The following is a 25,570-nucleotide window of genomic DNA, read 5'->3' as shown; positions in this document are numbered from 1 at the left end:
CGGCCAAGCCTACGGTCGCGAACGGAAAATCCCGATTCCCCGCTCCGTTGCGTCGGCACTGTCACCTTGGTGGTGGTGATGCGGGGTTGAGGTCACTCATGGTTCGGCTGGAGCGTCGGTGGGGGTGCGGCGCTTTTCTAGGAGGTGGTGGGTTAGGTAGCAGAGGGCTACGAAGGGGATCATGCAGTAGAGGGTGGAGCGTTGGGTGTCGTCGAGGATGACGAGAACCAGGGCGCCGATGCACATCACGATGGCGAGCCACGGCAGGACCGGGAATCCGGGGGCGCGGTAGCCCAGCTCGTCCGGGGTGCGGCCGGCGGCGGCCCACTCGCGGCGGAAGCGGATGTGGCACACGCACACGGAGAACCACACGACCAGGGTCGCCAGTCCCGAGACGGCGACGAGGACCAGGTACACGGTCGAGGCGGCCACGACGCTCGAGAGCAGCGCGAGCAGGGAGCCGGCCATCGAGAACAGAACGGCCCACACGGGCACGCCGTGGAAGTTGGTCTTCGCGAAGCGGGCCGGGATCAGGCGCTCCTTGGCGAGCGACCACACCATGCGCGAGCACACGTACAGGCCGGAGTTCGCGGCCGAGAGCACGGCCGTCAGCACCACGAAGTTCATCACGTCGCCGGCGAACGGCATGCCGATCGACTGGAAGACGAGCACGAACGGGCTGGTCTCGACGCCGGACTCATGCCATGGGATCAGCGCGGCCATCACGGCGATCGAACCGATGAAGAAGATGGCGAGGCGCAGCACGGTCGTGTGCACGGCCTTCGGGATCGCTTCGGACGGATCCTTCGTCTCGCCGGCGGCGACGCCGACGACCTCGGTGCCGGAGAACGCGAACACCACGGTCAGCAGGGTCGAGAAGATCGGGGCGATGCCCTGCGGGAACCAGCCGTCGGCGTAGAAATTGCGGAACAGCGGCGCCGAATCCTGACCGGAGATCGGGATCGCGCCGAAGATCGCCAAAAGGCCGATGAGGATGAACGCGACGATCGCGAACACCTTGATCGACGCGAACCAGAACTCGGCCTCGCCGTACAGGCGCACGGACAGGATGTTGAGCAGGAACACGACGGCGATGAACACGGCGGACCACGCCCACGTCGGCGAGCCCGGGAACCAGCGCTGCATCAGGAGCCCCGCGGCGGTGAACTCGCTGGCGAGCGCGACCGCCCAGTTGAGCCAGTAGAGGATCGCGATCGTGAACGCGGTGCCGGGGCCGATGAAGCGCTTGGCGTACATGTGGAAGCTGCCGGCGTACGGCATCGCGACGGACAGCTCGCCGAGCGAGACCATCACGCAGTAGACGAGCAGCGAGCCGACCGCGTATGCGAGGATCGCGCCGAGGGGACCGGCCTGGTGGATCGTGTATCCGGAGGACACGAACAGGCCGGTGCCGATCACGCCGCCGAGCGAGATCATCGTCAGATGGCGGGATTCCATCTTCCGTTCGAGGCCGGTTCCGTCGTCGGCGCGGTCGGTCCGTTCCGACCGATTGTCGGCCGCGATGTCGGATCGGGGGCGGCCGTCCGCGGTCTCGTTCATGGTGCCGTCGATCTCGGTGTCGGCCATCTCGCTCCTTCGTCCGTGCTGTTGACGCCTACGTCATGATAGCAACGACGGCGCGGAGGTCTCCCGGATCAGGCCGGCGGCGACCCGCATGGAACCATCGTCATGACGACGTCCGCGGTCCCCGGACGAACAACCGCACCCCGATCATCGCATCCGAATTGCTTCGGTCCGACAATCGGGGTGCGGTTCAGCGGTTCGGATGGCGAAGGCCCATTCGAACCGGCGCATCATCGATTCACAGCACGGCGATGGCGTCGATCTCGACGAGCGCGCCCTTGGGGATGTCGTTGCCGCCGAAGGCCACGCGGGCGGGCTTGACGGAGCCGATGAACACCTCGGCGTAGCGGGCGTCGACCTCCTTGAAGTCCTCGACGTTCTTCAGATAGATGGTGGCGCGCACGACGTGCTCGATGCCGGTGCCGGCGGTGTCGAGGATGTGCTTGATGTTCTTCAGGGCCTGCGCGGCCTGCTCGCCGGCGGTCTCGCCCGCCAGCTCGCCGGTGGCCGGGTCGATGCCCAGCTGGCCGGAGACGAACACGAAGCCGTTGGCCTTGACCGCCTGGCTGTACGCGCCCAGCGCGGCCGGCGCCTCGGAGGTCGCGACCGCTTCCATCTTCTCGCTCATGATGTGCTCCTTCTACGTGCTGTCCGGCCGTCATGGCCGGTCGTCGTTCGTTGCCGCGTACGTTCCCGGGGTTTCCGAGGTCGGAACCACACGAACCGTACGTTACCGTCAGCGTAGCGTACGTTCGTTGCGGCCCGGGGGCCGATGACCACATTTTTCGTACGCGGGCGCCGAGTCAACGTACGTTTTCACGGGGTAGGCCCGTACTGGCCCCGTTCCCCGTACTCTGGCGGATGGCCGGCGTACGCTCCGCGGGGGTCCGCCCCCGGATTACCCACGGTCAGCGGCCGACGCCGGGATACCACGGGATCGAGCCGCCCTTCGCGCCGTTCAGGGTGACCGTGTGGCGGTCGACGGTGCCGAGCGTGCGGCGGGTGTTGCCGCCGAGGATGCCGTCGGCGCCGAGCCTGAGGCATTCGTTGCCCTCGCGGTAGTCGTCGCTCACGCCGGCGAACACCGGCACGCCGTCGCGGCGGGCGCGGGCGAGCACGGCGAGGTTGATCCGGTCGCCGCGCATCACGACGAAGCTGGCGTCCTTGGGCCATTCGACGAGCGGACGGCCCTTGGGGCTCACGCACTTGCCGACCGTCCAGCCGGGGTGGCGCCTGTGGACGATCGCGATGTCCTCGTCGTTGGTCGACATGAACATCGCGCGATCGGCGAACCGCTGGTCCTCGACCTGATCCATCACCGCGTCGTCGAGCTTGGCCGGATGACGCGGATTGCTCTTGAGGTGCAGCAGCAGGCCGAGATGGTCGGACGAGCGCCGCGCGGCGCCGATCGCCTCGGCGAGCGTGGGAATGTGGTAGATCTCGCCGTGCTGGGTCATCGGCATGCGCTGCAGTTCGGCGAGCGTCACCGACGAGACCGGCACATCGACGCCGGCGGCCGACAGACGGCCGGTGCGCCCGTCGTGGAAGACGACGGGGACGCCGTCGCGCGTGAGCCGCACGTCGATCTCGGAGTAGTCGGCGCCGCGCGCGCCCGCGTTGGCGATGGCGTGCAGCGAGTTCTCGGGCGCGGAGTCGTCGCCGCGATGGACGATGGCGAGCGGACGCACGCGCCACCGGGCGTCGTGCATGACCGACGCGGGGCCGACGCCGGCGACCGGGCCGTCGATGCCGTCGCGTTCGCGGCGACGCAGGTTCGCCGCCACGGCGACGCCGGTGACGAGCGAGAGGGTGATGAGCAGGACGACGAGCTGCACGAGCAGGGTGCGTCTGAGGGAGCGGTCCGAAACCGTGATGCCGGTCGTCCCCATACGGCCGAGCGGATCCGGCGAGACCTCCCCGCGGACGGCTCCCCCGCCTCCGGGACCTCCGGGACCTTCGAGACCGGCGTCGTTCCGGCCGAACATGTCGCGCTTCATTCCCGCCATCGCACACCTCCTGATGACCGATCGCCGTCCTCCCGGACCTGGCACCCGCATCGGACTGGACGCCGGCGAAACTGGGAGACGGCTGGAAGTCCACCATCGTGGACACCGTTCGTTCACCTCATTATGGTGTCGTTGGCTGGGCCGCAACCCGCTTTTCAACCCATGTTCATGGTTATCTCAGGGAAATCTCAGGGTCACCCCGGAAAAGGGAAGTCTGCCGCATGCGGACGTTCACATATGAGGTACGGGACCGGACCCGGGATACGGGGCGCGGGCGTCCGACCCGCCCCACGGACGACGAAGGCCCGCCCCCGAACGGGGAGCGGGCCTATCCGTGGGCCCAAAGGGGATCGAACCCTCGACCTTCTGTTCCGGAGACAGACGCTCTATCCACTGAGCTACGGACCCATGCCGCGTTCCACGCGGGCGAGCCGCGCGACGCAACTCCCCCACTCTACACCACGTTCGCCTCCGACGCATCCCCCGGCCCACCGACGCGGGCGGCCGCGGACCCGATGGGTCCGGAAATCCCCCGATTCCGGCCCATGACGGCGGTTGCGAGACGAATGACGATACACTGGGCTTATGTCCGAGCCTGTGAACGATTTCGAATACGAGCGTCGGTTCTTCTGCCGCGAGATGCCCGCCGAATACGACGACGGCGACCTGCCCACGCTGATCCTGCAGAGCTACTACGTGCACGCCGACAACTACGCGCTGCGCATCCGCATGAAATCGCACGACCTCGACATCGCGATGACCCCGGACCTCGACCCGCTGGACGTGCTCGCGCGCTACCGCGACCGCTTCTCCTCCGCGTACGTGACGGTCAAGGGCCCCTCGGTGGGCGGCACGCGCTACGAGATGGAGCACGCGATCGACACGCGCATCGCCGCGGAGCTGGTGCAGCGCGGCGGCTCGCCCATCATCAAGAACCGCTATTCCGTGTGGATCGCGGAGGACGGGTGGAGCGTGGACGTGTTCGGCGGGGCGAACGCGCCGCTCGTCGTGGCCGAGGCGGAGCGCGCCACCCCGGTCACGAACCTGACGATCCCGAAGTTCTGCATCACGGAGATCACCGACCAACCGCGCTTCAACAACGACGGGCTGGCCGGTCGCCCGTTCAGCCAATGGCGCGACGAGTTCGAGCAAGAGCTCGCCGAGACCGGCCCGCACTTCCAGCCGTACTTCGGCCGCAACCGCATGGAGACGGAGGACTGGCCGTTGACGGCCCAGTAGACGCGAACGGGGTGTGGCCGAATCCGGTCGGACTCGGCCACACCCCGGCGGGCTCACCTGCCCCGAGGGGCCCGGCGGCTCAGTACATGAGCGTCGCGAGACGGCGGCGCGCGGCCTTCAGACGCGCATCGGTCGGCTCGGGGATGGCGAAGTACTCGAGCAGACGCTTGCGCACCGGCTCGATGTCGGCCTTGTGGCCGGCGGCGACGAAGTCGAGCAGACGGTCGAAGGCGTCCTGGATCTGGCCGCCGATCATGTCCACGTCGGCCACGGCGAGCTGCGCCTCGACGTCGTCCGGCGCGGCCGCGGCGGCGGCGCGCACCTCGCGCACGTCGGCGTCGGCCGAACGGGCCAGCAGCAGCGCCTTGGCGCGTTCGCGCGCGGCGACGTGATCGTTCGGATCGGACTCGAGCACCTGCGCGTAGGCGGCCGCGGCGCCCGCGTAGTCGCCGGCCTGCGCCAGCTGGTACGCCTCCTGATGCTCCGGCGGCACGACGTTCGCGCCCGCCGGGGCCGCCTCGTCGTCGCCGACGGCCTCGGACGGGTCGCCCGAATACGGTGCGGTGCCGGTCACGCCGGACTGCTGCGCCATCGAGACGATCTTCGGCAGCACCTGCTCCTTGATCTGGGTGAGCTCGTCGTCCGTGGCGACGCCCTGCAGCAGCGGCATCGGGCGGCCCGCGATGAGGGCGAACAGCGCCGGTGCGCCCTGCACCTGCAGCGCCTGAGCGATCGAGGGGTAGGACGCGATGTCGATGCGGGACATCTGCACCTGGCCGTTCATCGCGTTGACCGCGGAGGCGAGCTCGCGGGCCATCGGGAAGAGACGGTCGTCGGTGGGGATCCACAGGAACAGCAGGATCGGGAACGTGGCCGAGGTCTGCACCATCGCCTGGAACGTGTTCTCGGTGGTGTCGATGACGTAGCCGCCGGCCGCGGGCGCGCCGCCCTCCTGGCCGGGCTCGGCCTTCACCTGATGCGCGAGCGCCTCCAGATCGACGGCCCCCGCCAGCGAGACCCCGGGATTGAACTTCGGCTGATCAGCCATACCACGCCTCCAGAAAAAATCGGACGAAAACAAAACGATGCCGCCACATATCTTAGTGGCGGCATCAACCCGAAAGGCGCGAATATCGCGTTCCACGAAACGCAAGGACCGCCCCACGCGAACCGACCGCGAGTCTCACAAGACTCACGCATACGGGATATACGAGGAACGGGTCGTGCCGCGCGTTGTCGGACCGTAGGCTTGGCCGAACGGCCTTGAGTGTGTCCGACGACGCGCGGCACGACCCGTTCCGGTCACGCGCGAATGAAGGCAGACTACAGCGCTTCGACCTTGACGGCGTAGCGTTCGGCGCCGACGGCGGTGATCTTGGCGTGGGATCCGGCCGGCGGGATGTACATCGCGATGACGTTCACGTACGTGACCTTCATCGTGCTGGTGGCCTTGCCGTCGCCGAACAGCGCCTTCTCGTTGTTGTTGGCGGGCAGCGACTCGCGCCCCTCGCCGGCCTGACGCGTCCACACCGAGTCGATGCGCGCGACGACGAGGTCGCCGCCGTCGGTGGAGCGCATCACCTTGATCTGGTCCTTGGGCACGGTGAAGGTCTGCTCCTGCGTGCCCTTGTTGGCTTCCATGCCCTGCTGCACGGTCTGGTCGAGGGTGCGCAGCTCCTGGCGCAGCAGGTCGTCCTCGAACTTGCCGTTGTACTCGCTCGAGGCGTCCTTGTTGAGCAGGTCGGCGTACATCTCCACGGCCTTGGCCGGGGTGGCGACGAGCTTGGAGTCGTTCACGGTGCCCATCTCGGTGCCGAGGCGCGGCACCTCGAACTTCGGCAGTTCGGCGCCCTGGAACAGTCGCGCCAGGCCCCACAGCTTGTAGTTCTCGCGCGGGGAGTTCTGCGTGAGGACGAGCAGTCGCTTGGACTGCTGGTCCTCGGTGGTGGTGGTGATCGTGTACACGGTGCGCGGCCACCCGTCGTCGGTCGGGATGACCGTCTGGGTCATGCCGCGCGGGATGGTGGCGAGCTTGTCGAGCGAACCGGTGACGCTGGCGACGGCGAGCTGGCTGGTGCGGATCTCCAGTTCGGGGCCGGTCAGTCTGGCGGACAGCCCGTCGGCGCTCTTGGCCTGATCGGCGGCGTCGATCGTGTCGAGGATGCTCGAGCGGATCTTCTCCTCCTGCTTGACGGTCAGGTCCGGGGCGTGCGTGGAGGAGTCGGCCGAGGCGACCTTCGGCACCTGGCCCTCGCACGCGGCGAGGGAGACCAGCATGCCGGCGGAGAGCACGAGGGCGACGGCCTTCGTGGCGACGCGGCCCAGGCGGCCGAATCGGGTGGATCGTGCGTTCATGGTCGTCATGTCCGTCATCAGCGGCCTCCCTCCTGTTCGTCGTGTTCGTCCTGTGCGCCGTTCGCGCCGTTCGACTGCGCGGCGTCCTCGCTGGCCTCGCGCGCCAGTCGCGCGAAGTACGCCTGCAGCTCGTCCTGCGAGATGACGGAGGTGGCGCTGTCGTCGACGACCTGATCGACCGCCGGCGGCTGCGTGCCGACATCGCCCTGCTGCTGCGCGGCGTCGGCGACGAGGTTGCGCGACGACGGATCGACGACGACCGGCTCGTCGACGCGGACCACCGGGATCGAGGACGTATCCGAACCGACCGCGTGACGGCGGCGCGGACGCCCGTCCTTCGGCGCGAAGCTCGGCTTGATGGCGTTGAGGCTGCCGGTGAACGCCTCGGCGATGGAGACCTCCTCCTCGCTGGGCCTGGGCGCGCTCTCGACCATGCGCTTGCGGCGCTTGTGCGGCGGCATCGCGAAGACCGTGGCGGTCAGGACCGCGAGGACCGCGAGCAGGCCGCCGAGGAAGTACATCGGGGTGGCGTAGTCGGGCAAGGTCCTGCGCGTCCACGTGAACGAGACGTCGGCGGACGTGTTGCCCTCGCCCAGATCGACCAGCGCGACGTCGGTGATGGCCGTGGACTTGGTCCTGATCGTGGTCGTGCCATCACCGCACTTCACGGAGCGCCACATGTCGGAGTCGGCGAACGCGACCGCATCGGAGGCGTCGCCCTCATCGGAGGCGGACGCGGAGCCGGCCGACGCCTTCTCGGTCGAGAGCGTGGTCCAGTCCGACAGGCCGGTCAGTCGGACGTAGGAGCTGCCGGCGAGCCAGCCGGTCGCGTCCTTGGACGAGGCGATCGCGACGCACACGGTGCCGGATCCGCCGTCGGCCGCGACCGTCACCTGATCGTCGACCAGTCCCAGCACGTCCGGGTCGGTGACGATGTAGCGCGAGCCCGTCACCTTCGCGTCGGCGGTGATCGTGCGGCTGGGCTGCCAGATCGTGGCGTTGAGCAGTCCCAACGCGACCGCCGCGACGGCCATCAGACCGAAAATCGGCGTGACCACGCCGCGCATGATCGTGGCGTGGCGCTTCGCCTTGCGCGCGGAGTCCTCCGCGCTTTCGGGTTCCTTGTTGCGTTTGGTAAGTCTCATAATATGGCCATTCTACAGTCCCTTGCCGAGCGTGGGGAAGGCCCATCGCCGACCGCCCGCGCCCGATCGTCCCGCTCCGGGCGGAAAATCGCGGTTTGCGGCTAGGGTGATACGCATGCGTAAGCCCAAGATTCACACCCTGTTCCGTTCCGCATTGGCGGCCGTCTGCTCGCTGGCCATGTGCGCGACGCTGGCCGCCTGCGGTGGTTCCTCCTCTTCCGACACGTCCTCCAAGAAGTCGTCCTCGTCCTCCTCGAAGTCCGATTCGTCCAGCTCGTCGTCGTCCGATTCGTCGACGAAGATGGATCAGATCGCCGGCATCACGGCGACCGGCACCCCGGGTCAGAAGCCGTCCATCAAGTTCAAGACGCCGATGACCGTCCAGAACAACACGTACGCCGTCCTGCAGGAGGGCGACGGCGCGACGATCGAGAAGGGCGACCGCGTGTGCGCCCAGGGCATCGCGATCAACGTCAAGGACGGTTCGGAGCTGATGAGCTCGTGGGAGAAGAACACCCCCGACTGCTCGATCTCGCTGACCGACGCCAACCTCGCGCAGGTCCCGCCGTACACGAAGATCGTGGGCCTCAAGCTCAACTCGACGATCGCGTTCGGCATCAACGACTCCAACAGCTCCGGCACGTCGTACATCATCGCGTACACGCTGATCTCCAAGTCGAAGGATCTGACGAAGGCCGAGGGCACGCCGGTCGCGGACATCCCGTCGAACCTGCCGAAGGTGACGCGCGCCAAGAACGGCAAGCCGTCGATCGACATGAACGGCCAGGGCTCGGTGGACAAGATGGTCGTGCAGACGCTCATCAAGGGCGACGGCAAGGAGCTGACCGACTCGAACACCGCCGTGGTGAAGTACACCGGCTGGCTCACCGACGGCACGCAGTTCGACTCCTCGTGGGACAAGAACACCACGTTCGACGCGGATCTGTCCGACTCCGGCCAGATCATCACCGGCTGGAAGGAGGGTCTCAAGGGCCAGACGGTCGGCTCGCAGGTGCTCCTGATCATCCCGCCGGACAAGGGCTACGGCGACAAGAAGTCCGGCTCGATCCCGGCGAACTCGACGCTGGTGTTCGTGGTCGACATCCTCGCCGCGTACTGATCCGGCCGTGCCGTATGCGCCGCGCGCGACGTCAGAGCGCACCGGCTGTATTTCCTAGGCAGGTTTTGCGTTTCCTAGGCAGGTATATGCGAATGCCCATATCCGAATGCCTTGGAATCATGGGAGGATCGGGCTCGCAACGCCCACCCGCCTGCCTAGGAAACGCAAAACCTGCCTAGGAAATGGGTGGAGTGACGGATCGAGACCCGTCACTCCACCCATTTTCGTATCGGCGGGCATCCTCGGCGCCCGCTGACGGCCCATCATCGGCTCAGAACAGCCGCAGGGAGTCGTCCTCCGTGCCCTTCATCTCCTCGTAGTCGAGGATGAGGCAGCGGAAGCCGCGGTCCTCGGCCAGGACCCGCGCCTGCGGGGTGATGGTCTGCGCGGCGAAGATGCCGTGGACCGGGGCGAGCAGCGGGTCGCGGTTGAGCAGCTCGCAGTAGCGCGTGAGCTGTTCGACGCCGTCGATGCCGCCGTGGCGCTTGATCTCGATGGCCACGTGCTCGCCGTCAGCGTTGACGGCCATGATGTCGACCGGGCCGATGGCGGTCGGGTATTCGCGGCGCACGAGCTTGGCGCCCTCGCCGATGCGTTCGATCTGCTCGGCGAGATAGCGCTGGAGATGGTCCTCGACGCCGTCCTTGACGAGGCCCGGGTCCTGACCGAGGTCGTAAGACTGGTCGGAGTAGACGTGGTGCAGCGTCACCTCGAGCACGTCGGAGCTCTTGGCCGCGCTCACGCGCAGGACCTTCTCGATCGGGGATTCGTCGCCGTCGTCAGCGTTCGCGCGCGACTCGGGGTCGATCTCTTTGATCGTGCAGGGGGCGGCCATCCAGTTGAGCGGCTTGTAGGAGCCCAGTTCGGAGAAGATCAGCAGGCTGTTGTCCGCCTTGATGAGCAGCACGCGCCTGGCGGGCGGCAGGGAGGCGTTGAGTCGACCGGAGTACACGGCGGAGCAATCGGCAACAAGGATTCGCATAGCCCACCACTGTAGCGTATGGGCCCGCGCGGCCCGCATCCCGCGCATGCGGATGCGGGCCGACGGGCGCCGCGGCATCGGACGGCTCGCCGCGGAACCTCACAGCGCGGCGAGGACGGCGGCTCCGAGGATGACGAACAGGACCGCGACGAGCAGCCCCTGCAGCAGCGCGCACAGGAACCTGGTCCATTGCGGGTCGAGGCCGCGACGCACCTCGCCGTTCCACACGAACGAGGTCATCCACACGATGCGTGTGACGGTGGCGAGCGCCCACAGCAGGATCGCGAGCGGATCGAGCCGCACGAGCGCGAGCAGGAACGCCGCGAGGTTCATCGCCGCCCACGGTGCGAGCGCGTGGACCACGCGGTCGTGGAACGTCCCGAACGGGGTGGGGTCGCCCTCGATGAGCAGCATGAGCCATGCGATGCCGATCGACCCGTAGTCGAACAGGGAGAACACGATCCACGACGCCAGGAACACGGCCGGGGCGATCTTCGACAGCGCGCCGGCCGAGGCGGGACCGAGGACGGGGACGGACTCGAGGACCGTGACGCCATGGGCCACCACGAGCAGGCAGGCCAGCACGGAGAACAGCGAGATCATCAGGATGGCGACGGGCGCATACCACGGTCTCGCGGACTCCGCCGCGGACGGCCTGACGAGGCATGTCCTCAGCCACCCGCCGAACGCGCGAGCCTCCGTCTCGAGGCGGGAGCGGTGGGAACCGGACCGGTGACCGCTCTCTTCGGCCGTCGGGGCGGGCTGCGGCTCGGATGGCCGTTCGGTCTCATGCGGGGGTTCCTCGGCCGGAACCGGATACGGCTCGGCCGGCGGAACGGGAGGCGCGGATGGCTCCGGCGCGATCTCGCTGTCGTCCCGAGGCGCCTGCGGTTCTGCAGGCTCATGGGAATCCTCGGCATCCGCCGGTTCCGGTTCCATGTCAACCGGCGATTCATCAGTCTCCTGCGGCTGCTCGGCATCCGCCGGTTCCACAGTCGCCGGTTCGGTGGCCGCCGGTTCGGTGGCCGCCGGTTCGAGCGTCGAGGCGTTGATCAGTTCGGACAGCTCGGACAGGGCGTCGATCGGGGCGTTGATCACGTCGTCGGGACGCGCGATCAGCTGCGTGGCCATCGTCTCGTCGTTCCCATCGCCCTTCTCGGCCGGCGGCGGCACCAAACGCGTCTGGCCCGTGGCGACCCGATCGGTCAGGAAGTGCATGTCGATCGCCTCGGTCGGTTGCGCGTGGTCCGACTCCTCCGGCGGGACGGGCGGCATGACGGTCGTCTTCTCGGCCTCCGGCACCTGCCCGCCCGGCGCCGGCTCCTCGCCCTCTGGCGTGCGCGCGGCCGGCGACGGCGTCTCGGCCTCGGGCACACGCCCGGCGGGCGACGGCTCCTGCGGTACGTCGGGCATGAACGGGGTCATGACGTCGCGGAAGATGTCCTGCTGCGGGGGAAGCTCGGGCTTGGCCGAAGGGGCTGGCGGCATCGGGGCCGGGGACGCCGCCGAAGCCGGGGTGCTCCCCTGTGCCGTCCATTGGGACGCCGCGGCCGCAGCCCCGGGCACCATGGGCGCCCCGGAAGCCGCATCCCCCCGATTCGCGAACGGGTGGCCGCACTGGCGACAGAACCGCGCCTCGTCGGGGTTCGACACCCCGCATTGCGAACAGTATTTCATGGCGTCCTCCTTGCCTGACGACCTTGACGACCCGCGGACCATGGGCTCACGGCCGCGGGCTCACGCACCACGCGCGTGGACCCGCGGACGGACGATATGCATTCCGCGTCCATTGTCACCCCATTGTCGCCCCATTGTCACCCCATTGTCATCGCGAACCGTCACCCGCCGCAAGTCGCACCTCGAATCGGGAGAGGCGCCGGACCCCCTCCCCTGGGATCCGCAGCACCGTCGGCGAGACTCCCAGACTCCCCCGCCCGCACGGCGCCGGACATGCGAAAGCGCCCCGGTACCCGAGTGAACGGGCGCCGGGGCGCTTCATGCGTTCGCGATGCGAAGGGTCACTGCTCCGTGGTGGAGTACTGCACGTCGCGGCCGCGCTCGACGGCCACGGTGAGCTTGTTCGAATCGAAGGAGATGAATCCGTCGGTGACTTCGAACATATGACGGTCGTCGTCGGGTTCAACCACGGTGACCGTACCCTGCTTGATGACCGTGAGCACCGGCTCATGGTTCGGCAGGATGCCCATGCCGCCCTCGTAGGCGGGGATGGTCACGCTCTTCGCCTCGCCGTGCCACACGGGGTGGTCGGCCGCGACGATGTTGACCTGCATCGTGGTCTTGTCCGATCCAGCCATCACGCACCCAGTTCCTTCTGCATGTTGTGCCACTTCTCCTCGAGGTCGTCGATGCCGCCGATGCCGGAGAACGCCTGCTCCGGGACGTCGTCGTACACGCCGTCGCAGATGCGGGTGAAGGCCTCGATGGTCTCGTCGGCCGGCACGTAGGAGCCCGGGCGACCGGTGAACTTCTCGGCCACGTAGAAGTTCTGGCCGAGGAACTGCTCGATGCGGCGGGCGCGGTTGACGGTGGTCTTGTCCTCCTCGGAGAGCTCGTCGATACCGATCAGGGCGATGATGTCCTGCAGCTCCTTGTTACGCTGCAGAATCGCCTTGACGCGGTTGGCGCACTCGTAGTGGGCCTGGCCGACGTAACGCGGATCGAGGATTCGCGAGGTCGAGGACAGCGGGTCCACGGCCGGGTAGATGCCCTTGGACGCGATGTCACGGGACAGCTCGGTCGTCGCGTCGAGATGGGCGAAGGTCGTGGCCGGGGCCGGGTCGGTGTAATCATCGGCCGGCACGTAGATGGCCTGCAGCGAGGTGATGGAGTGGCCTCGCGTCGAGGTGATGCGCTCCTGCAGAGCACCCATCTCATCGGCCAGGTTCGGCTGGTAGCCCACTGCGGAAGGCATACGGCCCAGCAGCGTGGACACCTCGGAACCGGCCTGCGTGAAGCGGAAGATGTTGTCGATGAACAGCAGCACGTCCTGGTTCTGCACGTCGCGGAAGTACTCGGCCATCGTCAGAGCGGTCAGCGGGACGCGCAGACGGGTGCCCGGCTGCTCATCCATCTGGCCGAAGACCAGGGCGGTCTTCTCCAGAACGCCGGCCTCGTCCATCTCGCCGATCAGATCGTTGCCCTCACGGGTGCGCTCGCCGACGCCGGCGAACACGGAGACGCCGCCGTGGTTCTGCGCCACGCGCTGGATCATCTCCTGGATGAGGACCGTCTTGCCGACGCCTGCGCCGCCGAACAGACCGATCTTGCCGCCCTGCACGTACGGGGTCAGCAGGTCGATGACCTTGATGCCCGTCTCGAACATCTGGGTCTTGGACTCCAGCTGATCGAACGCCGGCGGGTTGCGGTGGATGGGCCAACGCTCCTTGACGGTGATCTTCTCGTCCGGCTTCTTGTTGAGGATGTTGCCCGCGACATCGAAAACGTGGCCCTTGGTCACGTCGCCGACCGGCACGGAGATCGGGGCGCCGGTGTCGTACACGGCGGCGCCGCGCACGAGGCCGTCGGTCGGCTTCAGGGCGACGCAGCGCACCGTGGAGTCGCCGAGGTGCTGTTCGACCTCGAGGGTGATCTCGGTCGACTTGGCCTCGCCCTCCTCCTTGGCGCCCGTGTTGACGATGGTCACGTGCAGGGCGTTGTAGATGTCGGGCAGATGGCCCACCGGGAATTCAACGTCGATGACCGAGCCCTGGACACGGGTGACGCGTCCGTGAATCGGCTCGCCGTTGGTCTCGGAAGCCGCAGTGGTCTGGTTTACAGCCATAGTGCGTTCCTACTCTTCCTTTGTATTCAGAGCATCGGCACTGCCGATGATCTCGGTAAGTTCCTGGGTGATCGAGGCCTGGCGCGAGGCGTTGAGCTTGCGCGTGAGGGTGTCGATCAGGTTGCGTGCGTTGTCGGTGGCCGTGTGCATCGCGTTCTGGCGGCTCGCCGTCTCGGAGGCGGCGGCGGTCAGCAGGCATTCGTGGATGCGGGACTGGATGTACTTCGGCAGGATCGCGTCCAGCACCTCGTCGAGGCTCGGCTCGAAGGCGTACAGCGGCGACATGTTCGCCGTGTCGACCTCCTGGTCCGGATCCGGCACGGAGGCCGTGTTCCCGACGATCTCGACGGGCAGCATGCGCAGCACGCGCACCTTCTGCACCACCATGTTGATGAACTCGGTGTAGACGATGTAGAGCTCCGAGACTCCGCCCTGGTCCGCCGGCTTCATGTAGGCGTCCATCAGGGTGTTGGAGATGGTCTCGGCGATTTCCACGCCGGGCTGGTCGGTGTCGCCCTCCCACGTGGCCACGACGTCACGGTTGCGGTACTTGTAGTACGTCGAACCGCGACGCCCGTACACGAACAGCTCCGGCTTCTTGCCTTCACCCTCGAGACGGGCGAGCAGCGTCTCCGTCTCTCGGATGATCGAAGAGGTGTACGGGCCGGCCATGCCACGATCCGAGGTGAGGGCGAGAACGGCCACGCGCGGGTTGTTCTCGTCCTTCACCGCGATCGGATGCGTGATATGGGTGTGCGCCACCAGCGCTTGCACGGCATCGAAAATCGCATCGGTGTACGGCTTCGCGTTCAAGGCGACGTCACGTGCCTTGGCGATGTGCGAAGACGCGATCATCTCCTGGGCGTTGAAGATCTTCTCCAACGACTCGGTGGAGCGGATGCGTGATTTCAATGCGAGTTGCGAGCCCATGGCTTATTTCTCTCCCGCCACGATCTTTTCCTGCTGGACCGGTGCGGACTGGGACACGACGGGCTTCTTCTCGACCAGCGGCTTGCCGTTGGAGGAGACGAACGTCGCGCGGAACGCGTCCACCGCCTTGTCGAGGGCGGCCTCGGTGTCCTTGGTGAAGTCCTCGGTCTCGCGGATGGTCTTCAGGATATCGGTGTTGTGATCAAGGTAGTCCAGCAGTCCCTGCTCGAACGGGAGCACGTCGGCCAGATCGAGGTCGTCGAGCTTGCCGTGGGTGCCGGTCCAGACGGACACGACCTCCTGCTCCATCGAGTACGGGTGGAACTGCGGCTGCTTGAGCAGCTCGGTCAGGTGCGCGCCTCGCGTCAGCTGGGCCTTGGACGCGGCGTCCAGATCGGACGCGAACATCGCGAAGGATTCCAGCGAACGGTACTGCGCCAGGGAGATCTTCAGCGTGCCGGAGACCTTCTTGAGCGCCTTGGTCTGCGCGGCGCCGCCGACTCGGGAGACCGAGATGCCGACGTCCACGGCCGGACGCTGGTTGGCGTTGAACAGATCGGACTGCAGGAAGATCTGACCGTCGGTGATGGAGATCACGTTGGTCGGGATGTAGGCGGACACGTCGTTCGCCTTCGTCTCGACGATCGGCAGACCCGTCATCGAGCCGCCGCCGAGGTCGTCGGAGACCTTGGCGCAGCGTTCGAGCAGACGGGAGTGCAGGTAGAAGACATCACCCGGGTAGGCCTCGCGCCCCGGCGGACGACGCAGCAGCAGCGAGATCGAACGGTAGGCCTCGGCCTGCTTCGACAGATCGTCGAAGACGATGAGCACGTGCTTGCCGTTGTACATCCAGTGCTGGCCGATGGCCGAGCCGGTGTACGGGGCGATGTACTTGAAGCCGGCGGAATCGGAGGCCGGGGAGGCCACGATGGTGGTGTACTCCATGGCGCCCGCGTCCTCGAGGCTCTGGCGCACCGAGGCGATGGTGGAGCCCTTCTGGCCCACGGCCACGTAGATGCAGCGCACCTGCTTCTTCGGATCGCCGGATTCCCAGTTCGCCTTCTGGTTGATGATCGTATCGATCGCGATGGCGGTCTTGCCGGTCTGGCGGTCGCCGATGATGAGCTGGCGCTGGCCGCGGCCGATCGGGGTCATCGCGTCGATGGCCTTGAGGCCGGTGGACAGCGGCTCGTCGACCGGGTGACGGTGCATCACGTCCGGGGCCTGGGCCTCGAGGATGCGCCTGCCTTCGCTCTTGATCTCGCCGAGGCCGTCGATCGGCTTGCCCAGCGGGTCCACGACGCGACCGAGGTAGCCGTCGCCGACGGGCACGGAGAGCACTTCGCCGGTGCGGCGCACTTCCTGGCCCTCCTCGATTCCAGCGAAATCGCCGAGGATAACCACGCCGATCTCACGGGCGTCAAGGTTGAACGCCAGGCCGAGCGTGCCGTCTTCGAACGTCAGCAGCTCATTGGCCATGCAACCAGGCAATCCCGTCACGTGCGCAATGCCATCACCGGCCGTGGCGACATAACCCACCTCCTGGGTGGGCGTGCTGCTCGGCTGGTACGACGACACGAAGTCGTCGAGGGCCTTGCGAATCGAGGCGGGATCGATGGTCAGTTCTGCCATGATCACTCCTTCATTGTTTTTCTTGGGTTCCCAAGTCTTGCTTTGCTCAGTCTTGCGACTGGTGTGGGCACGGATGTCCGGGCCCGGCACGGCACGGCCGTCGGCTCAGGCGCCGGCCTTCACCGTGCGGTGCAGGTGCTGCAGCTGCGCGACCACGGTGTTGTCCGTGACCTCGTCGCCGATCTGGATGCGCATGCCGCCCAGCACGCTCGGGTCGACCACCGGGTTGATGTGCACCGGACGGCCGGCCTTGGCCGTGTAGATCTTCTCCAGACGCTCGCTCTGCTCCTTCGTCAGCGGGCTTGCGGTGGTCACGGTGACCATCGACTCGCCCATGTGGCGGGAGAACTTGTTGATGAGCCACTGGATGGTCTCCAGATAGCGACGGCGACGCAGGTTGCAGGTCGCGTGCTCGGCGAGCCTCATCGTGACGACGTTGAGGTTCTTGCCCTCGAACACCTCGCGGAACAGCTTGACGCGGGCCTCGCTGGAGGCCTGGTCGTCGTACAGCTTGGCGCGCACGACCGGCAGACCCAGCAGGGCCGAGTGCAGCTCGGACAGCTCGATGGACACCTGCAGCGTGGTGCCGGTGGCATCCGCGTAGTACATCATGGCGTCCACGCCGAAGTCCTCGACCGCGTTGGCGATGTCCCTCGCGCGCGACCAACGACGGGCGACCAGATCGAGCATGATCTCCATCGTCATCGGGTGCTCGGCGCCCTTGAAGAGCTCCTTGAGGACGGCGGTCTTGTCGGCGACCGGCCTCGAGGGGTCCGTCAGCGCGCGCTCGAGCGCGATGTTGCGGTCCAGCACACCGGTGATCTTGAACAGCTCGTTGCCGATCCGCCACGCGTCCTTGCCGGTGTCGCGCAGCTTCGGGGCCAGCGAATCACGCGACTCGCGGTCAGCGATACGCGATGCCTCTCCTCGCATGGTCACCTCCCTTTCCGATTGCGGTTGACGATGTCCAACATCACTTCTTGTCCAGCTCGTCGAGCATCGAATCGATCATCGACGACTGCACGTCCTTGCTTTCGAGCTTCGCGCCGAGGATCTTGCCCGCCAGCGCGGTGGCCAGCGTGCCGACCTCGCCCTTCAGGGAGACCAGCGCCTGCTGCTGCTGCGACTCGATGGAGCGCTGCGCGTTGGCGGTGATCTGCGCCGCGTCGGACTCGGCGCGGGAACGGGCGTCGGCGATGATGTGCGATGCCTCCGCACGGGCGTCGTCGCGGATCTTGGCCGCCTCGACGCGGGCGGTGCTCAGCTGGGCCTCGTACTTGGCCTTCGCCGCATCGGCGTCCTTCTGGGCCTGCTCCGCCTTCGCGATGCCGCCTTCGATCTTGGCGGCGCGCTCGTCGAACACGGCCTGGAACTTCGGCATGAAGAACTTGTAGAAGAACAGCGCGACGATCGCCAGGATGATGAGCGACCACACGATGTCGTAGACCTTGGGGATGAACAGCGAGATGCCGCCCTCTGCCGCGAAAGTCATATTCGTTCTCCTTTCGTTTGCTTCACTTTCCTTCGACTACCACGTTGCGCGACGGCGCCCGGCGCGGTCCCGCGGGGACACACGCGAACCCGACGCGCGCGGCAATCACTGGAAGAGGAAGCCGGCGACCAGTCCGAGGAGGGCCAGGATCTCGACGAACGCGAGGCCCAGGAACATCAGGGTCTGCAGGCGGCCGCCCATCTCGGGCTGACGCGCGGTGGACTCGATGGTCTTGCCGATCAGGATGCCCAGACCGATGCCGGGGCCGATGGCCGCGAGGCCGTAGCCGATTGCGTTGAGATTACCAGAGACCTCAGCGAGGGTGATGATATCCATGGGGTTGTTCCTTTCTGGTTTTTCTTCGGTAACGAAGGAAATCTTGGAAAATCTTGAATTGCCGTTCCGGCTTCGCCTTATTCGGCTTCCGGGTAGCTCATGTTGATGTACGCAGTGGTCAGCATCGCGAAGATGAACGCCTGCAAGCACGCGACCAGCATCTCGAACAGGGTCATGAACAGGCCGGCGGCGAAGGTGCCGATGCCGAGGATGGCCATGATCTTGTTCGGGCCGTCGATGAGGAACCACTGGGTGGCCGCGAGGCACAGGGCCACGGTGATGTGGCCGGAGACCATGTTCGCGAAGAGTCGCAGGGTCAGGGAGACCGGACGGATCACCATGAGCTCGAGGATCTGGATCGGCGTGAGCAGGATGTAGATCGGCGCGGGCACGCCCTTGGGGAAGAGCTCGTCCTTGAGGAAGGCGCCGAGGCCCTTCTCTCGGATGCCGGCGATCCAGTACTGCACGAAGCACCATCCGGCGAACACCAGAGGCATCGTGATCGTGGCGGTGGCCGCGATGTTGAAGCCCGGGATGATGCCGCACAGGTTGAAGACCAGGATGGTCAGGAACATGGTGGTGATCATCGGCACGTAGCGCTTGCCGCGGTTCTCGCCCATCACCTGATAGACGATCTGGTCACGAACGAAATCCAGCACCCATTCGACGGCGGCCTGCCAACGGCCGGGGATCAACTTGACGCGCGCGGCGGTGACGCCGAGCACGATGAGCATGATGGCCGTGGCCAGGACGCGCACCAGAATGATGCGGTCCATCGCGAACGGGGTGCCCGGGAAGATGATCTGGGGAAGGAGGAAATCATTGATGGTGGGGAGCTCCGGTCCTTCGGCGGCCAGAGTGAGCCCGATCAGGGCATCGTTCATTCTCGCACCTCCTGCTTCTTGAAATCAGCTGTCAGTCTATACCCGACGGGAGGGCGAATATGTCCGAGACGTTACCGCATGGGATGCGTCATACGATGCATCACGCGACCGTCTCCTTCTTCCTCTCGACCGATTCCGGCACCGGCTGCCGCGGCGGGCGCGCCCGGACCCGAACGCGATCGTCGCAGCATTCGGCTCCGAATGACTGAACTGTGATTATTGGCCTGTGTTCGGACAAAATCAAACCCGCGCCAAGGCCCGTGGACGTGTCCTGTTGATTGAGGCTGTTTTCCAGCGCTTTCCCGGGCGTTTCCTTCGCCATCTATCTCTTGGACAACAGGACTTTCGCTGTCTATATGACATCGACTGCCAGGCCGGAAATTTGTAAGCCCTTACCGTGAGAACCCTCCAAGACACGCCGCCAACGGACGCCCCGATACCGGACACAGGGGCGTCCGGCGCCTGAATTCGCCGTCGTTCCGCAACTTTTCGCGTCCACGATGCGGACAGGCCACGGTTCGCCAGTCGGACCAAGGTGAGCCACCCTGCGGACGGTTCACGGTCGAACGGCCCGGCCGGCGCCGGATCAGTGCCGGATCACGCCGTAGCCGTCGCGGATGAACGGCGCGAAGTCGTCCCCGCGCGGACCGCCCGGCTCGTGACGGATCGAGCGGTCGGTGCCGAGGCGCTTCTCGGCGCGCAGCTCCGGTACCTCCGCGAGGTCATACGGCGTGGTCTGGTACACCCAGTTGAGCCAGTTGCGCCACAGCAGGTTCGCGTGCGCGCGCCAGGCGAACAGCGGCTCGAGCGACGGGTCGTCGTGCGGGAAGTAGTTCTCCGGGAACGGCACATTGTCCATTCCCTTCTTCATGTCGCGCTCGTACTCCTCGGCGAGCGTGTACTTGCCGTACTCCCAGTGGCCGAGGGCGAACACCTCGGAGAAATCGCGCGTGGCGATCAGGCCCGGGCCGGAGCGCGGCCCCCACGTGAGGATCTGCAGGTCCGGGTTGGCGCGCACGTCGTCCTCGTTCACGCCCGCGAGGCGCGAATGCGGCTGCAGGGCGATCTCGTCGAAGCCGTTGGTCAGGAAGCAGTACTCGTCCTGCAGGTACTGCGGGAAGACGCCGAACACCTTCTTCGCGTAGTCGACCTTGCGCACGCCGTAGCGTTCGTGGAGCGCCGCCATCGCGCCCCAGCACAGGTACATCGTGGAGAAGACGTGGGTGGACGCCCAGTCGAGGATCGACCGGAACTCGTCCCAGTAATCGACCTGTTCGAACGGCATGTGCTCGACGGGCGCGCCGGTGACGACGAAGCCGTCGTAGTAGTTGTCGCGGAACGCGTCGAGCGTCTCGTAGAACTTGACCAGATGGTCGCGGCTGACGTGCGTGGCCTCGTGCGTGGAGGTCTTCATGAAGTCGACCTCGACCTGCAGCGGGGACTTCGAGATCAGACGCAGCAGCTGGGTCTCGGTCTCGATCTTCTTGGGCATGAGGTTCAGGATCACCAGCCTGAGCGGGCGGACGCGCTGACGCTCCGCCTCGGGCTTCTCGAGCGCGAAGATGCGCTCCGAGTCGAGGATGGCTCTGGCCGGAAGGCCGCTGGGGATCTTGATAGGCATGTCTTCATTATGGCCACTATGCGGATATGCGGCGCGGCGGGCCCCATAGCTTGTGGTTATGGCCGCTTATCACCACGTCGGTTTTCCACGCCCCCACGGCGCGACACGCCGGGGTTGACGTATTTCGATTCGACGGTAAATTAGATAGAGCTGTCGCAAAGACAAGCCGACGCGGGGTGGAGCAGCTCGGTAGCTCGCTGGGCTCATAACCCAGAGGTCCTAGGTTCAAATCCTAGCCCCGCTACTAACAGCGGAAGGCCGTCAACGTAATCGTTGGCGGCCTTTTTCGTATCCTTCGGCGTTCCCCTACCGACGGCCCTTCCACAGCGATTGACGATGGCGTGACATGGCTACTAAACAACCGGCGCCGCAATGGCGCGAATCGATAGACAAATGGCTGGCCTCACTGAGGGCGGCCGGCTACTCCGAACAGACGCGCAAGACGCGCCGCTACCAGATACAGGCCCTCAGCCTCGGCCTCGGCGGCAGCCCCTTGGACGTGACCGTCGAGGACATCGTCGAGTGGTACGCGGACCACGACTGGAAGCCCGAGACGCGCAAGAGCTCGCGGAACGCTGCCGTGTCGTACTTTCGATGGCTCAAGCACTCGGGACGGCGCCCAGACGACCCCTCCGAGGGGCTTCCCAGCGTGAAGCGACCGCAGGCGCACCCCAGACCATGCCCGGACAGGGTCATTCTGGCCGCTCTGGGCCGCGCAACCGAGTCGGAACGGCTGATGATACGTCTCGGCGCGGAAGCGGGCCTCAGAAGGGCCGAAATAGCGTGCGTAAGCTCCGACGACGTCATGGACGACCTTCACGGCAAGAGCCTCATAGTCCGAGGCAAGGGCGACAAGCAACGCATAGTCCCCCTCTCCGACGATCTCGCCGCCGAGATACTGAAGCACAAAGGCTACCTCTTCCCCGGACGCTGGGAGCCGCACTGCGAGCAGTCCTACATAGGCAAGCACGTCGGCGCTCTCCTAGGGGGCGGATGGACGACGCACAGCCTGCGGCACCGGTACGCGACGATGACCTATCAGGCCACGGCCGACATCTTCCTCGTGTCGAAGCTCTTGGGGCATGAGAGCGTGGAGACGACGCAGCGCTACGTCGCGCTGCCGGACTCGCGGCTGAGGGTCGCCGTGGACGCCGTCGCCTTGGGCGCTTAGGTGCCATGTCCGGGCCGCAACCGTCTTGGCTACCGGCAAGCCCGCTCTTTCGGCTCACGCCTTTGCGACGTCCGCCGCTCCTAGGCTGCGACTTCGTGCCGCCGGTTCGATCGCACCGGCCCGTGGGGCTCCATGGCACGTCCCATTGTGCCACAAACGCGAAAAAGCCCCCACCCTATGGGGGTGGGGGTGGTTTGTCAGGCCTCGGGCTTGTCCGGGGCCTTGGCGGTGCGCGCGGCGGCCAGTTGGGCCTTTACCGCGCTTGCGCCGATCACGGCGCCGATGAGGGTGCCGCTGGCGTTGAGCGTGATGATGATCTGGTTGGAGTACGGAAGGCCCCACGCGGGGCCGACGGTGCCGACGAAGGTGCTCACCGCGGGCAGGACGAGCAGGCCGACCCATTTGAGCACGTCATAGACCTTGTTGGGGATGAGCCACCGGGGCACGTTGTCCTCGTTCATCTCCATATCCTTTCACCAGTAGAGGGTTTCGCCGACGTAGATCAGGTTGGGGTTACCGGACCGGTAGCCTCTGATCTGCGAGACGCTGACGCCGTTGGCGGCCGCGATCGTGCCCAGTGTCTCCCCTGCCCTGACGGTGTGGCGTCGCGTGGTGGACGTGGTGGTCTTGGACGCGCCGCGGTAGGTGACGGTCTGGCCGGGGTAGATGCGGTTGATGTTGCCGCTGGGCACGCTCCACGCGGTGACCGGGTAGAGGCCGGTGCGCTGGGCGATCGCGCTCATGGTGTCGCCGGCGCGGACGGTCACGCTCGTCGAGCCGGACGAGCCGGACGACGTGGAACCGCTGGAGGCTAGGAGCTGGTTGACGCGGGCCTGTACCTCGTCGAAGCGGCTGCCGAGCAGCGTCTTGCGCTGTGGCATGTTGCCGTATTCGCCGCGGATGACGGCGCGGGCGAGGGTGTCGGTGTCGCCGGTCGGGGTCGAGGGCTTGGGTTCCTCGGGGGTGACGGTCGGCGGGGTGACGGGCTTGGTGTCGGCCTGTCCGGCGTACTTGGCCCATGTGACAGCGTCGCCGTAGAACCAGTTGACGTCCACAGCCTGACCGACGCCGGCGACGTTGCCGCTGCTGGAGTACTGCCATGCGGCGGCGAAGCTCCACGGGCTGACGTTGTAGGGCACGTTGCCGGGGTTGCGCAGGCGGTCGCCGGTGTAGCCTCTCGGGTAGCCGGCGACCCACAGGCCGTAGTCGGCCGAGGCGACGGCCCTCCAGTCGCCGGACTGGACGACGCTGGCGCTCATGTAGATCAGCGGTTTGACGCCCCACGCTTGGGTGACGCGGTCGAGCCATCGTTTGGCCCACCATGTCTGCGTGTTCCACTTGCCGCCGGGCTCCCAGTCGAGCACGGGGATGACGCCCTGATTGACGTAGCCCTTGGTCTGACTGATGAACCAGTCGGCTTCCTTCTCCGGGCTGTTGCCGAGGTCGGGGCGGGCGAAGTGGTAGACGCCGCGGCGGATGCCGGCGTTGGCGAAGCCGGTCATGGAGCAGTCGGCGGACTTGTCGGTGTAGCCGGCGCCTTCGGTGACCTTGACGAACGCGAACGACGTTCCGGCGTTCTTCGCGGATTGGGCGCGGCTGGTGTTGACGCAGCCCTGCCAGTTGGACACGTCCACGCCGCTGTCGGCGGTCGCGATCGCCGGGGTCGCGAGCATGATCGTGGCGCAGCAGGCCGCGGTGATCTTGGCGATGGGGTTGCCTTTGTTGTGGTTCAAAGGGGTTTCCTTCCTACTAAGTGAGCCCGCCGGTTTGGCGGGCTCGGGTCTCTTCTATGCGTGGTTGTCGGGGATTTTCGCGTGTTGGATGTAGTCGTTCATGGCGGTGCCGGTGCCGTTGCCGCCGAGGGCGGCGTAGGCGTCGTAGATCTGTTCGGCGGTGTGCTTGTCGTCGATCGGGCATGAGCCGCGGGCGACGGTTTCCTGCTGTATCTGCTGCAATTCCCGGAACAGCAGGATGCGGATGCCGTCGCGCATGGGGTTGTGCGAGTCGACTTTGTTCAGTAGCCACGGGACGAGGGCGCCGAAGCCGCCGGAGCCGATGATGGCGACGACGACGGTGATGGTGGAGGGGTCTGACATGGGTTTCCTTTCTCGATTCGGTCGCAGAGCTCCAGATAGAGCGCGTCCATCGATCGTTGTGAGCGGCGGGCGTCGAGATGGTCGAGGCTGCCGCGCCATGAGGCGTAGGAGCTGCGGAAGGTGACCATGCTCATGCGCCCCTCGCTCACTTGGCGGGCGAGTTTCTTGAGCTTGCGGCGTTCCCTGACGATGGTCTTGCGCGAGGGTCGTATGACGATGCGCCCGGTCTCGGTGATCGTCCACTTCTTCTTGAGCCATGTGAAGCCGTGGGACAGCTTCACGATCTTGGTTTTGCGGGGGTTGACTTGGATGCCGAGTCGCAGGGCTTCGGCCTCGATGTGCGTTAGGGCGTGTTCGAGGCGTGGTTTGTCGTGGTCGATCACATACGTGTCGTCCATGTACCGGCCGGTGGCCTCGCAGCCGGATTGCTGTTCGAGCCAATGGTCGAGCCGGTTGGGGTAGGCGACGGCGAACACCTGCGAGGGTTCCGAGCCGAGGCCGAGGCCGTGGGTGCCGTCCTCGCGGTCGACGAGCTGGCGGACGAGGTGCATGGTGCGAGGGTCCGTGATGTATTCGCCGGCCTGCCGGATGACGCCCTCGTGGGGTATCGAACCGAAGTAGTCGCTGAAGTCCACGAGCAGTATCCAGCCGTCCCGCCCGTATCGCCTGTAGTGGCGGACGAGCTGGCGTTTGAGTCGGTCCATCGCGTACTTGGTGCCCCTGCCCTTCATGTTCGCCGAGTTGCCGGCGGTGAACGAGGGCGTGTAGACGGGGCGGATGAGCTGGGTGGTGAGGGCCTTCTGGACGACCTTCTCGGGGAACTTGGCGGCTTGGATGTGCCGGAGCTTGCCGCGTTCCATGAGGTCGAACCTGCGGAGCGGCATGGTGACGTCCTCCCCTGTGGCGAGCTTGTCGCGGGTGGCTAGGAGCTGGCGCATGAGGTGGGTTTCGTAGGCTTGGGTGCCGGTCTTCCATCGGACGCCTTTGGCCGCGTCGTGCGCGGCCTTGTGGAGGGTGTTGAGGTCGAGGATGCGGTCATACGAGTGCTCCGCTTGGCGGGCTTCGCGGTTGGCTTGGCGTTTGGCGTCGCGGCGGCGTCGCCTCGCCTCGCGACGGTCTTGGTTGCTCATGTGGTCTTTCATATGAGGGCACCCGGCGCCATCTCGGTGCGCCGT

The 25,570-nt window shown here is 66.4% G+C and carries 25 protein-coding genes, 2 tRNA genes and 1 pseudogene; 4 read left to right on the top strand and 24 right to left on the bottom strand.

Features of this window, described 5'->3' with window-relative positions; genetic code table 11:
- Positions 1-96: 96 nt before the first annotated feature.
- From JS528_RS09760 to JS528_RS09745, 4 genes are all read right to left on the bottom strand, one after another.
- A complete protein-coding gene (locus tag JS528_RS09760) occupies positions 97-1,458 on the bottom strand; it encodes an amino acid permease (protein WP_214358900.1) in 1,362 nt (453 codons plus the stop codon).
- A gap of 364 nt (positions 1,459-1,822) precedes the next feature.
- Positions 1,823-2,212 carry a Rid family detoxifying hydrolase gene (locus JS528_RS09755; RefSeq protein WP_034527123.1) on the bottom strand — a complete coding sequence of 130 codons (390 nt, stop codon included), beginning with the start codon at positions 2,210-2,212 and terminating at the stop codon, positions 1,823-1,825.
- Positions 2,213-2,492: 280 nt separating this feature from the next.
- A complete protein-coding gene (locus JS528_RS09750) occupies positions 2,493-3,590 on the bottom strand; it encodes a glycerophosphodiester phosphodiesterase family protein (protein WP_214358867.1) in 1,098 nt (365 codons plus the stop codon).
- Positions 3,591-3,925: 335 nt separating this feature from the next.
- A tRNA-Arg gene (locus tag JS528_RS09745) sits at positions 3,926-3,998 on the bottom strand.
- A gap of 177 nt (positions 3,999-4,175) precedes the next feature.
- Between JS528_RS09745 and JS528_RS09740 the strand changes: the two genes are divergently transcribed.
- Positions 4,176-4,829 (top strand): CYTH domain-containing protein, encoded by a 654-nt coding sequence (locus JS528_RS09740; RefSeq protein WP_214358866.1) that lies wholly within the window; start codon positions 4,176-4,178, stop codon positions 4,827-4,829.
- Positions 4,830-4,908: 79 nt separating this feature from the next.
- Here the strand turns inward: JS528_RS09740 and JS528_RS09735 are convergent, their stop codons facing one another.
- The 3 genes from JS528_RS09735 to JS528_RS09725 all read right to left on the bottom strand — a co-directional run bounded on the left by JS528_RS09735 (position 4,909) and on the right by JS528_RS09725 (position 8,329).
- Positions 4,909-5,877 carry a co-chaperone YbbN gene (locus JS528_RS09735; RefSeq protein ID WP_214358865.1) on the bottom strand — a complete coding sequence of 323 codons (969 nt, stop codon included), beginning with the start codon at positions 5,875-5,877 and terminating at the stop codon, positions 4,909-4,911.
- Positions 5,878-6,152: 275 nt separating this feature from the next.
- Complete coding sequence (locus tag JS528_RS09730) at positions 6,153-7,184, bottom strand: DUF8094 domain-containing protein (protein ID WP_420838212.1); 1,032 nt, start codon at positions 7,182-7,184, stop codon at positions 6,153-6,155.
- Positions 7,185-7,201: 17 nt separating this feature from the next.
- On the bottom strand, positions 7,202-8,329 hold the full coding sequence (locus JS528_RS09725; protein ID WP_240541450.1) for a hypothetical protein: 1,128 nt from the start codon (positions 8,327-8,329) through the stop codon (positions 7,202-7,204).
- Positions 8,330-8,444: 115 nt separating this feature from the next.
- Here JS528_RS09725 and JS528_RS09720 point away from each other — a divergent pair, with 115 nt between their 5' ends.
- Positions 8,445-9,449 carry an FKBP-type peptidyl-prolyl cis-trans isomerase gene (locus JS528_RS09720; protein WP_214358864.1) on the top strand — a complete coding sequence of 335 codons (1,005 nt, stop codon included), beginning with the start codon at positions 8,445-8,447 and terminating at the stop codon, positions 9,447-9,449.
- A 271-nt stretch (positions 9,450-9,720) separates the two neighbouring features.
- Here the strand turns inward: JS528_RS09720 and nucS are convergent, their stop codons facing one another.
- The 13 genes and pseudogenes from nucS to JS528_RS09660 form a co-directional block, all read right to left on the bottom strand.
- Positions 9,721-10,431 (bottom strand): endonuclease NucS, encoded by a 711-nt coding sequence (gene nucS / locus JS528_RS09715; RefSeq protein WP_214358863.1) that lies wholly within the window; start codon positions 10,429-10,431, stop codon positions 9,721-9,723.
- Between the two features lie 99 nt (positions 10,432-10,530).
- A complete protein-coding gene (locus JS528_RS09710; RefSeq protein WP_240541449.1) occupies positions 10,531-11,919 on the bottom strand; it encodes a hypothetical protein in 1,389 nt (462 codons plus the stop codon).
- 123 nt (positions 11,920-12,042) lie between these two features.
- Positions 12,043-12,108, bottom strand: a pseudogene (locus JS528_RS11905) (zinc-ribbon domain-containing protein); the annotation flags it as partial.
- A 341-nt stretch (positions 12,109-12,449) separates the two neighbouring features.
- The gene (locus tag JS528_RS09705) at positions 12,450-12,746 is read right to left on the bottom strand and encodes a F0F1 ATP synthase subunit epsilon (RefSeq protein WP_214358861.1); all 297 of its coding nucleotides are present in this window, start codon (positions 12,744-12,746) and stop codon (positions 12,450-12,452) included.
- Complete coding sequence (gene atpD, locus JS528_RS09700; RefSeq protein WP_214358860.1) at positions 12,746-14,233, bottom strand: F0F1 ATP synthase subunit beta; 1,488 nt, start codon at positions 14,231-14,233, stop codon at positions 12,746-12,748. The genes JS528_RS09705 and atpD overlap by 1 nt, the downstream gene beginning before the upstream one ends.
- A 9-nt stretch (positions 14,234-14,242) precedes the next feature.
- A complete protein-coding gene (locus tag JS528_RS09695) occupies positions 14,243-15,163 on the bottom strand; it encodes a F0F1 ATP synthase subunit gamma (protein ID WP_214358859.1) in 921 nt (306 codons plus the stop codon).
- Positions 15,164-15,166: 3 nt separating this feature from the next.
- Complete coding sequence (gene atpA / locus JS528_RS09690; RefSeq protein ID WP_214358858.1) at positions 15,167-16,795, bottom strand: F0F1 ATP synthase subunit alpha; 1,629 nt, start codon at positions 16,793-16,795, stop codon at positions 15,167-15,169.
- 105 nt (positions 16,796-16,900) lie between these two features.
- The gene (locus JS528_RS09685) at positions 16,901-17,728 is read right to left on the bottom strand and encodes a F0F1 ATP synthase subunit delta (RefSeq protein WP_214358857.1); all 828 of its coding nucleotides are present in this window, start codon (positions 17,726-17,728) and stop codon (positions 16,901-16,903) included.
- A 40-nt stretch (positions 17,729-17,768) separates the two neighbouring features.
- The gene (locus JS528_RS09680) at positions 17,769-18,287 is read right to left on the bottom strand and encodes a F0F1 ATP synthase subunit B (RefSeq protein WP_214358856.1); all 519 of its coding nucleotides are present in this window, start codon (positions 18,285-18,287) and stop codon (positions 17,769-17,771) included.
- A gap of 105 nt (positions 18,288-18,392) precedes the next feature.
- A complete protein-coding gene (gene atpE, locus JS528_RS09675) occupies positions 18,393-18,623 on the bottom strand; it encodes an ATP synthase F0 subunit C (RefSeq protein ID WP_214358855.1) in 231 nt (76 codons plus the stop codon).
- A gap of 77 nt (positions 18,624-18,700) precedes the next feature.
- A complete protein-coding gene (gene atpB / locus JS528_RS09670) occupies positions 18,701-19,507 on the bottom strand; it encodes a F0F1 ATP synthase subunit A (protein WP_214358854.1) in 807 nt (268 codons plus the stop codon).
- A 100-nt stretch (positions 19,508-19,607) separates the two neighbouring features.
- Positions 19,608-19,829 carry a hypothetical protein gene (locus JS528_RS09665; RefSeq protein WP_214358853.1) on the bottom strand — a complete coding sequence of 74 codons (222 nt, stop codon included), beginning with the start codon at positions 19,827-19,829 and terminating at the stop codon, positions 19,608-19,610.
- A 264-nt stretch (positions 19,830-20,093) separates the two neighbouring features.
- Positions 20,094-21,128 carry a homoserine O-succinyltransferase gene (locus JS528_RS09660; RefSeq protein ID WP_214358852.1) on the bottom strand — a complete coding sequence of 345 codons (1,035 nt, stop codon included), beginning with the start codon at positions 21,126-21,128 and terminating at the stop codon, positions 20,094-20,096.
- Between the two features lie 170 nt (positions 21,129-21,298).
- Here JS528_RS09660 and JS528_RS09655 point away from each other — a divergent pair.
- Both JS528_RS09655 and JS528_RS09650 read left to right on the top strand, forming a co-directional pair.
- Positions 21,299-21,372: transfer RNA gene (locus JS528_RS09655), tRNA-Met, on the top strand.
- A gap of 102 nt (positions 21,373-21,474) precedes the next feature.
- Positions 21,475-22,299 (top strand): tyrosine-type recombinase/integrase, encoded by an 825-nt coding sequence (locus tag JS528_RS09650; protein ID WP_214358851.1) that lies wholly within the window; start codon positions 21,475-21,477, stop codon positions 22,297-22,299.
- A gap of 197 nt (positions 22,300-22,496) precedes the next feature.
- Here JS528_RS09650 and JS528_RS09645 read toward each other — a convergent pair whose 3' ends face one another.
- Genes JS528_RS09645 through JS528_RS09630 form a run of 4 tightly spaced genes read right to left on the bottom strand, consistent with a single transcriptional unit; the run spans position 22,497 to position 25,525 of the window.
- Positions 22,497-22,760 (bottom strand): phage holin, encoded by a 264-nt coding sequence (locus JS528_RS09645; protein WP_214358850.1) that lies wholly within the window; start codon positions 22,758-22,760, stop codon positions 22,497-22,499.
- Positions 22,761-22,772: 12 nt separating this feature from the next.
- On the bottom strand, positions 22,773-24,032 hold the full coding sequence (locus JS528_RS09640) for a GH25 family lysozyme (RefSeq protein WP_214358849.1): 1,260 nt from the start codon (positions 24,030-24,032) through the stop codon (positions 22,773-22,775).
- Positions 24,033-24,086: 54 nt separating this feature from the next.
- Positions 24,087-24,395 carry a hypothetical protein gene (locus JS528_RS09635; protein ID WP_214358848.1) on the bottom strand — a complete coding sequence of 103 codons (309 nt, stop codon included), beginning with the start codon at positions 24,393-24,395 and terminating at the stop codon, positions 24,087-24,089.
- Entirely contained in the window at positions 24,314-25,525 is a 1,212-nt protein-coding gene (locus tag JS528_RS09630) for an RNA-directed DNA polymerase (protein WP_214358847.1), read from the bottom strand. The genes JS528_RS09635 and JS528_RS09630 overlap by 82 nt, the downstream gene beginning before the upstream one ends.
- Positions 25,526-25,570: the final 45 nt, after the last annotated feature.

Source organism: Bifidobacterium santillanense, from assembly GCF_018555385.1.
GTDB classification, from domain to species: Bacteria; Actinomycetota; Actinomycetes; order Actinomycetales; family Bifidobacteriaceae; genus Bifidobacterium; species Bifidobacterium santillanense.
This window is presented reverse-complemented; position numbering and strand designations above follow the sequence as displayed.

What these genes read in the sequence shown, in the direction of transcription:
- JS528_RS09635 (WP_214358848.1), bottom strand. Translation starts at nt 24,395, where the DNA reads ATGTCAGACCCCTCCACCATCACCGTCGTCGTCGCCATCATCGGCTCC.
- JS528_RS09760 (WP_214358900.1), bottom strand. Translation starts at nt 1,458, where the DNA reads ATGGAATCCCGCCATCTGACGATGATCTCGCTCGGCGGCGTGATCGGC.
- JS528_RS09685 (WP_214358857.1), bottom strand. Translation starts at nt 17,728, where the DNA reads ATGCGAGGAGAGGCATCGCGTATCGCTGACCGCGAGTCGCGTGATTCG.
- JS528_RS09705 (WP_214358861.1), bottom strand. Translation starts at nt 12,746, where the DNA reads ATGGCTGGATCGGACAAGACCACGATGCAGGTCAACATCGTCGCGGCC.
- JS528_RS09710 (WP_240541449.1), bottom strand. Translation starts at nt 11,919, where the DNA reads ATGCCGCCAGCCCCTTCGGCCAAGCCCGAGCTTCCCCCGCAGCAGGAC.
- atpE (WP_214358855.1), bottom strand. Translation starts at nt 18,623, where the DNA reads ATGGATATCATCACCCTCGCTGAGGTCTCTGGTAATCTCAACGCAATC.
- JS528_RS09665 (WP_214358853.1), bottom strand. Translation starts at nt 19,829, where the DNA reads ATGGCGAAGGAAACGCCCGGGAAAGCGCTGGAAAACAGCCTCAATCAA.
- JS528_RS09720 (WP_214358864.1), top strand. Translation starts at nt 8,445, where the DNA reads ATGCGTAAGCCCAAGATTCACACCCTGTTCCGTTCCGCATTGGCGGCC.
- atpA (WP_214358858.1), bottom strand. Translation starts at nt 16,795, where the DNA reads ATGGCAGAACTGACCATCGATCCCGCCTCGATTCGCAAGGCCCTCGAC.
- JS528_RS09755 (WP_034527123.1), bottom strand. Translation starts at nt 2,212, where the DNA reads ATGAGCGAGAAGATGGAAGCGGTCGCGACCTCCGAGGCGCCGGCCGCG.
- JS528_RS09630 (WP_214358847.1), bottom strand. Translation starts at nt 25,525, where the DNA reads ATGAGCAACCAAGACCGTCGCGAGGCGAGGCGACGCCGCCGCGACGCC.
- atpD (WP_214358860.1), bottom strand. Translation starts at nt 14,233, where the DNA reads ATGGCTGTAAACCAGACCACTGCGGCTTCCGAGACCAACGGCGAGCCG.
- JS528_RS09680 (WP_214358856.1), bottom strand. Translation starts at nt 18,287, where the DNA reads ATGACTTTCGCGGCAGAGGGCGGCATCTCGCTGTTCATCCCCAAGGTC.
- atpB (WP_214358854.1), bottom strand. Translation starts at nt 19,507, where the DNA reads ATGAACGATGCCCTGATCGGGCTCACTCTGGCCGCCGAAGGACCGGAG.
- JS528_RS09750 (WP_214358867.1), bottom strand. Translation starts at nt 3,590, where the DNA reads ATGGCGGGAATGAAGCGCGACATGTTCGGCCGGAACGACGCCGGTCTC.
- JS528_RS09650 (WP_214358851.1), top strand. Translation starts at nt 21,475, where the DNA reads ATGGCTACTAAACAACCGGCGCCGCAATGGCGCGAATCGATAGACAAA.
- JS528_RS09725 (WP_240541450.1), bottom strand. Translation starts at nt 8,329, where the DNA reads ATGAGACTTACCAAACGCAACAAGGAACCCGAAAGCGCGGAGGACTCC.
- JS528_RS09695 (WP_214358859.1), bottom strand. Translation starts at nt 15,163, where the DNA reads ATGGGCTCGCAACTCGCATTGAAATCACGCATCCGCTCCACCGAGTCG.
- JS528_RS09740 (WP_214358866.1), top strand. Translation starts at nt 4,176, where the DNA reads ATGTCCGAGCCTGTGAACGATTTCGAATACGAGCGTCGGTTCTTCTGC.
- JS528_RS09645 (WP_214358850.1), bottom strand. Translation starts at nt 22,760, where the DNA reads ATGAACGAGGACAACGTGCCCCGGTGGCTCATCCCCAACAAGGTCTAT.
- nucS (WP_214358863.1), bottom strand. Translation starts at nt 10,431, where the DNA reads ATGCGAATCCTTGTTGCCGATTGCTCCGCCGTGTACTCCGGTCGACTC.
- JS528_RS09660 (WP_214358852.1), bottom strand. Translation starts at nt 21,128, where the DNA reads ATGCCTATCAAGATCCCCAGCGGCCTTCCGGCCAGAGCCATCCTCGAC.
- JS528_RS09735 (WP_214358865.1), bottom strand. Translation starts at nt 5,877, where the DNA reads ATGGCTGATCAGCCGAAGTTCAATCCCGGGGTCTCGCTGGCGGGGGCC.
- JS528_RS09730 (WP_420838212.1), bottom strand. Translation starts at nt 7,184, where the DNA reads ATGAACGCACGATCCACCCGATTCGGCCGCCTGGGCCGCGTCGCCACG.